General features: G+C 32.5%; 6 protein-coding genes and 1 tRNA gene. All 7 read left to right on the top strand.

Going from position 1 to position 5,847, the window contains the following annotated elements:
* On the top strand, positions 1-1,329 hold a 1,329-nt coding region (locus Q0870_RS15290), incomplete at its 5' end, for a gliding motility-associated C-terminal domain-containing protein (protein WP_298556761.1).
* Between the two features lie 30 nt (positions 1,330-1,359).
* On the top strand, positions 1,360-2,295 hold the full coding sequence (locus Q0870_RS15285) for a type IX secretion system membrane protein PorP/SprF (protein ID WP_298556759.1): 936 nt from the start codon (positions 1,360-1,362) through the stop codon (positions 2,293-2,295).
* Positions 2,296-2,307: 12 nt separating this feature from the next.
* Positions 2,308-4,224 carry an OmpA family protein gene (locus Q0870_RS15280; protein WP_298556757.1) on the top strand — a complete coding sequence of 639 codons (1,917 nt, stop codon included), beginning with the start codon at positions 2,308-2,310 and terminating at the stop codon, positions 4,222-4,224.
* Positions 4,225-4,326: 102 nt separating this feature from the next.
* Positions 4,327-4,851, top strand: a complete 525-nt coding sequence (gene idi / locus Q0870_RS15275) for an isopentenyl-diphosphate Delta-isomerase (RefSeq protein WP_298556755.1) — start codon at positions 4,327-4,329, stop codon at positions 4,849-4,851.
* Complete coding sequence (locus Q0870_RS15270; protein ID WP_298556754.1) at positions 4,851-5,261, top strand: 6-carboxytetrahydropterin synthase; 411 nt, start codon at positions 4,851-4,853, stop codon at positions 5,259-5,261. The genes idi and Q0870_RS15270 overlap by 1 nt, the downstream gene beginning before the upstream one ends.
* 52 nt (positions 5,262-5,313) lie before the next feature.
* Positions 5,314-5,583: a hypothetical protein gene (locus Q0870_RS15265; protein WP_298556752.1), complete on the top strand. Its 270-nt coding sequence runs from the start codon at positions 5,314-5,316 to the stop codon at positions 5,581-5,583.
* A 60-nt stretch (positions 5,584-5,643) separates the two neighbouring features.
* A tRNA-Thr gene (locus tag Q0870_RS15260) sits at positions 5,644-5,717 on the top strand.
* Positions 5,718-5,847 lie beyond the last annotated feature (130 nt).

The following is a 5,847-nucleotide window of genomic DNA, read 5'->3' as shown; positions in this document are numbered from 1 at the left end:
CCAGACGGTGAAACCCCAACAAATCCTAATGACCCATGTGATTTTGTATCAGCAGATGTAACCGTAGCCTTAGGCGCTGCATATTTAGCAGCCGATTGTGATGGCGATGGTGTAACCAATGGCGATGAATTAACACCACCAGATGGGGAAACCCCAACAAATCCTAATGACCCATGTGATTTTGTATCAGCAGATGTAACCGTAGCCTTAGGCGCAGCATATTTAGCAGCCGATTGTGATGGAGATGGCGTAACCAATGGCGATGAATTAACACCACCAGACGGTGAAACCCCAACAAATCCAAATGACCCATGTGATTTTGTAGATACAGACATAACCGTAGCAGTAAGCGGAGACTATTTAGTAGCTGATTGTGATGGCGATGGCGTAACCAATGGTGATGAATTAACACCACCAGATGGTGAAACCCCAACAAATCCTAATGACCCATGTGATTATACAATTTCTGATATTACTTTAGTAATTACTTCAGGAGTTGATTGTGATGGAGATGGTTTAACAGATCAAGAGGAAGTAGATCCAAATAATGATGGTGATCCAAGTGATCAAACAAGTATTCCAACCGACCCATGTGACCCAATTGCAACAAATTGCCAGGCTTCTATAGAAGTAACTAAAACGGCACAAGTTTCAGGAACATCATTAAATGATACGATTGAATATACTATAGAAGTTGAAAATACTGGTAACATTATTTTAACTGGTATAACTTTAGTGGATACTTTCCTTGATGCAAATGGAAATACAATTACATTAACCGAATTACCAGTATTTGATAGTGCAGATTTAGGCAGTCCAGAAGGAACACTTCTTGCTGGTGAAATTGCTACGTACTCAGCTAGCTTTAAAATTACTCAGTCGGCTATTGATGCAGGTGGTGTTAGTAATAGTGTTATTGCGACAGCCAATAGCTCGGTCGGAACAGTAAGTGATGTAAGTGATGATGGTGATGAAACAACAGATGGGCCGGATGATGATACAGATCCAACAAATGACCCAACTGTTACAGAATTAGGATGCTTAACAGTAATTAACGAGTTTTCACCTAATGGAGACAATCTTGGTGATACATTAATTATTAAATGTATTGAGAATTATCCTAATAACACACTAGAAGTATATAACCGTTGGGGTAATATAGTATATAAGAAAAGAGGCTATCGTAATGAAGATGGTTGGAATGGAACTTCAAACGGAAGGGTAACTATTAATTCAGAAGAAAAGTTACCAGAGGGAACTTATTATTACGTTCTTGATTTTGGAGACGGTTCAAAGCCAAAAGTAGGATGGTTATACATAAATAGATAAAATAAAGTAAACAGCTAAAAAAAATAAAAAATGATAAAAAAATCATTATTCATTAAAAGTTTGATTTTAGTAGTGTTTACTGCACTATTAAATTTAGAGGTTAAAGCGCAACAAGATCCACAATTTACACATTATATGTATAATACTATGAGTGTGAATCCAGGGTATGCTGGACAAAGAGAGGTGTTAAGTGCAACAGCACTGTATAGAACCCAATGGGTGGGCATTGATGGCGCCCCAAAAACTATAACATTTGGTATTCATTCACCTTTAAAAAACGACAGAATTGGATTAGGTTTAAATATAGTCAGTGATCAATTAGGACCAGCTACAGAAACAAGTTTTGATGCTAATTTGTCTTATACAATTCCAGTTAACGAATCTAATAATTTAAAGTTATCTTTTGGTCTTAAAGCAGGGTTACACATGCTTGATACGGATTGGAGTAAGGGTAATGCCACCGACGGTGATCCATTATTTGGTGATGATATTAGTTTAACATCCCCAACTTTAGGCGCAGGTTTGTATTTGCATTCAGAAAAATGGTATTTAGGATTAGCAGTTCCGAATATTCTAGAAACGAATCATTACGATAATGAAATTGAAAGCTCTGTAGCTACAGAACGTTTTCATCTATTTTTAATTGGAGGTTATGTGTTTGATTTAAGTGATAATACTAAGTTAAAACCAGCATTTCTAGTAAAAGGAGTTTCAGGAGCACCAATAATTGCAGATCTTTCGGCTAATGTTTTATTTAATGATAAATTTACTTTAGGGCTTTCATACAGATGGGATGATTCTGTAAGTGGCTTAGCAGGATTTCAAGTTAATCCAGGTTTATTTGTAGGATATGCTTATGATGCTACAACTACTGGATTAAATGCTTTTAATGGCGGAACCCATGAAGTTATGCTACGATTTGAATTACAACAAATAGGTAAAATTTTATCACCAAGATTCTTCTAAAAAACTACAGACATGAAAAAACATATTTACATACTTTCTATTTTAAGTGCTTTGGTTTTTAATAGTTCTTTAGCGCAAAATGAAAAAAAATCAAGAGCTGCAATAAAAAAATACGATAATCTAGCTTATGTAGATTCTCGAAATCAGCTTTTAGAATTAGCAAACCAAGAAAATGCTTCTCCAGATATTATAGAAAAATTAGCTAATACATTTTATTTTAATAATGAAATGAAAGATGCAGCTGCATGGTATAAAAAATTAATGGCTTTTAATCTTTCTACAACAGATTCTGAAAATTATTTTAGGTATGCTCAAGCTCTAAGAGCAGAAGAAAAATATGAAGAGTCTGATGAAGTTTTAAAAAGTTTTGCGGCTATAAAATCTGATGATTCTCGAGTAAAGCAGTTTATTAATAAGCCAGATTATGTAAAAGCTATTAATGAAATGTCCTATGATTTTGAATTAGTGAATTTGGATATAAATACAGGGTTTTCAGATTTTGGTACATCAACTTATCAAGGTCACTTAATTTTTGCATCATCACGAGATCAAGATGAAGCTATTTATAAATGGAACGAACAACCTTTTTTAGATTTATTCGAGCTAAATGATAATGGCAGTGTGAAAGAAGTAAATGGAGATGTAAATACTAAATATCATGAATCTTCAACAACGTTTACTAAAGATGGAAAAACAGCATATTTTACAAGAAACAATTTTTTCAAAGGCAAGGTTAATAGGAGCGATGCTAAAATTAACGGATTAAAAATTTTTAAAGCAACTTTAATAGATAGTGTATGGTCAAATATTGTGTCTATGCCATTTAATAATGATGATTATAATGTAGCACATCCAGCACTTAGTGCTGATGAAAAAAAGCTGTATTTTGCTTCTGATATGTTTGGAACACAAGGGCAGTCTGATATTTATGTAGTTAATATTAATGAAGATGGAACTTACAGTGAACCTTTAAATTTAGGCTCTAAAATTAATACAGAAGGAAGAGAAAATTTCCCTTTTGTTAGTGATAATGGTACGCTTTATTTTTCTTCTGATGGACATCTTGGCTTAGGCGGACTTGATGTTTTTAGAGTTGATGTAGATAAATTAAATGAGACATCAACATTGATTCATAATTTAGGAAAACCTATTAATAGCCCAAAGGACGATTTTGGGTTTATTATAAACGAAGCTTCAAAGAAAGGATATATTTCTTCAAATAGAGAGGGAGGAAAAGGTGATGATGATATTTATAGTTTTTTAATGGAAAATTGCACAAAAAATATAACAGGAACAGTAATAAACAAAAGAACTCAGGAAATTATAACTAATGCTAATGTTTTTATATATGATTCTGGCAGGAACTTACTTCAGAGTTTGAAGAGTGATAATTCTGGTAGTTTTGGGTTTAATTTAGATTGTAAAGAGAGAACCTATTTAATTGAGGCCAAAAAAGATAAATACAAAGAAGATTTTGCTGATTTTACTATAGCAAAAGATGAAAAGGAGCAGTTGAAATTAGAATTAAAATTAGATCCAGAAGCTGCAAAAATAGGTACAGATTTAGCATTGTTACTTAACTTAAATCCTATTTATTTTGACTATGATAAATCATTCATACGTCCTGACGCCGAAATTGAATTAACAAAGGTTATTAACTATATGAATGAGTATCCTAATGTAAAGATTGATGTTCGTTCGCATACAGATTCAAGAGGAAGAGATGCTTATAACTGGGCATTATCTAATAGAAGAAATAAATCTACAAGAGATTATATTATAGAAAAAGGAGGCATATCTGTTAGTCGATTGACAGGCCAAGGTTATGGAGAAACTCGATTAACAAACCATTGCTCTAATGGAGTTAAATGCTCTAAAGAAGAACATCAAGACAATAGGCGTAGTGAGTTTATTGTGGTTGCTAACTAGTAACAATTAACCATCAACTTAAAAGGCATCTAAATTTATTTAGGTGCTTTTTTATTTTTCGAGGTTTATTAAGTTATAATTTTGTTCGTATTTTTGTTATCTATGGAAGAAGAAAAAGTAATCCTTGTTAATGAAAAGGATGAACAAATTGGGTTGATGCCTAAAATGGAAGCTCATGAAAAAGCTGTATTGCATCGTGCATTTTCAGTATTTATTTTTAATGATAAAAATGAACTGATGTTGCAACAAAGAGCAATGGGTAAATATCATTCTCCAGGGCTTTGGACTAATACTTGTTGCAGCCATCAACGCAATGGAGAATCTAATATTCAGGCAGGTAAAAGGCGTTTAATGGAAGAAATGGGATTTGTAGTAGATTTAAAAGAATCTATTTCATTTATTTATAAAGCACCTTTTGATAATGGTTTAACCGAGCACGAATATGATCATGTATTATTAGGTAATTATGAAAATGAACCTATTATTAATAAACAAGAAGTAGCCAGTTGGAAATGGATGGCTATAAACGAAGTTAAAGTCGATATCTCAGTACATCCTGAGTTATATACCGAATGGTTTAAAGTTATTTTTGATAAGTTCTACGAACATATAAACATTGCATCTTAATGAAAGTTACCGTTAGTAGAAAAGCGCACTTTAATGCCGCACATAGATTATTTAGAAAAGATTGGAGTTTTGAAAAGAATGATGAAATTTTTGGGAAGTGCAATAACCCTAATTTTCACGGGCATAATTATGAACTTATTGTAAGTGTAGAGGGAGATATAGATAAGGAAACGGGATATGTAATTGATATGAAAATTCTAAAAGATATTATTAAAACAGAGATTGAAGACGCTTTTGATCATAAAAACTTAAATATTGAAGTTCCCGAATTTAAAGATTTAAATCCAACAGCCGAAAATATTGCTGTAGTTATTTATAATAAAATAAAACCTTTAATTGATGTTAGTTTAGATCTTGTAATTACACTTTATGAAACACCCAGAAACTTTGTAACCTATTCTGGAAATTAAATTTTTTGTTGGAATTTTTACCTATTTTTGTTAAAATATTTAAATAGAAATTATGGCAAATGTTAGAGATTTAAAAAAGGATATAAATTATGTTTTAGGTGATATTATTGAAGCAGTATACGTTTGGGAATACACTAATACAGATAAAGATACTAAAAAAAGCGAAGAGATTATAGATGAAGCTATTGAAACTTTTGACGCGTTAATAGCTAAGGTAAACGCTAAAAATGTAGAAAGCCCTAAAGCCCATTTTAAAGCTATAAATACTGAGCTTGAAAGTAAAGGAAGAGCTTTAATTGAAAAAATTAATAAGCTTGGATAAATTTTTTGATGGCGTGTTTGCAAATGTAGTATTTGCGATTATCTTTGCACCCGTAAAAATGCCGATGTAGCTCAGCTGGCTAGAGCAGCTGATTTGTAATCAGCAGGTCGTGGGTTCGAGTCCCTCCATCGGCTCTTAAAAAAATAAAACCCCTTTCCATTTCGGAAAGGGGTTTTTATATAATATTTTTGTCCCGTCCTGAAATAGCGATACACTAAAACATTAGTGTAATGAAAACATCGGAAAACACTGGGTACGTAAAGC

The organism is uncultured Algibacter sp. (assembly GCF_947487575.1).
Taxonomy (GTDB): Bacteria; Bacteroidota; Bacteroidia; order Flavobacteriales; family Flavobacteriaceae; genus Algibacter_B.
The sequence above is the reverse complement of the archived record's forward strand: the minus strand, read 5'-3'. Positions and strand labels throughout refer to the sequence as shown.